This window comes from Vibrio sp. EA2 (genome assembly GCF_033042495.1).
GTDB lineage: Bacteria > Pseudomonadota > Gammaproteobacteria > Enterobacterales > Vibrionaceae > Vibrio.
This window is the reverse complement of record NZ_JAWLID010000054.1, coordinates 1-789: the sequence shown is the minus strand read 5'-3', so window position 1 is coordinate 789 and position 789 is coordinate 1. Positions and strand designations below refer to the sequence as shown.

At 38.3% G+C, this 789-nt stretch carries 1 protein-coding gene; it reads right to left on the bottom strand.

Annotated features, from left to right (window positions below):
- Positions 1-12 precede the first annotated feature (12 nt).
- Positions 13-765: a DUF5677 domain-containing protein gene (locus tag RXX31_RS24695; protein WP_317592213.1), complete on the bottom strand. Its 753-nt coding sequence runs from the start codon at positions 763-765 to the stop codon at positions 13-15.
- Between the last annotated feature and the right edge of the window lie 24 nt (positions 766-789).

Below are 789 nucleotides of genomic sequence, written 5' to 3'. Positions count from 1 at the left end.
CGGTGGATTACACTATTCCAAGTTTTCAAATTTATCGTCGAATTGTTCTTTTGCTTTGAGCAAATACTCCGAAACCCACTCGAGACAAAGTCCTGTGTATTGAATCTCTACTTGTGATTCGACACCACGACCTCTATTACCATCAGCCATTCTATAGAAACCCATTGGAAAAGTATGGGTATGGTTAGATGCAAATATATATTTAAACCTGAAGTCTGAGACGTCACCACCACTAGCAGTCAGAATTTCATCCTGATTTTTGAAAAAGGCATTTTTACCTTTTAAAAAATGTGCTTGTTGTTTATCAGATAATTTACGAAACCATTTGTTTGATTTTAAATTTTCTATGACTTCATTTTTTACGCTCTTAGCTTCTTCCTTTTCCTCGTAGTCCATGCCTAACGCATTGAACATTTTAACCCTTGACAGATGGTCGTGTAGATTCATCAATTGCCACCGAGCATTCCATTCTTCACTCGAGCATTTATCAATGCACAGGTAATAAAAAGTAAGATAACACTCAATTAGATCTCTAGTTAAAGATGCAACAGAACTGTAATCCCAGTGAGCATCCTTACCTATCTGGTCGGGTTTTGGAGCTAAGCGACCTATGGAGTGAGCGCAATTACACAACTTCGTAAACAACAGCGAAGCATAAAAATGAGAACTGGTTGGTGATGGTATTCCAGCGCACTCTTGAGAGAGCTGTGTACACTCTAAAAGCGCAGACTCATATTTTTTAAAAGATTCGTGATAATTTTCCATTGAACCACCTTAGCCGTGTAACGC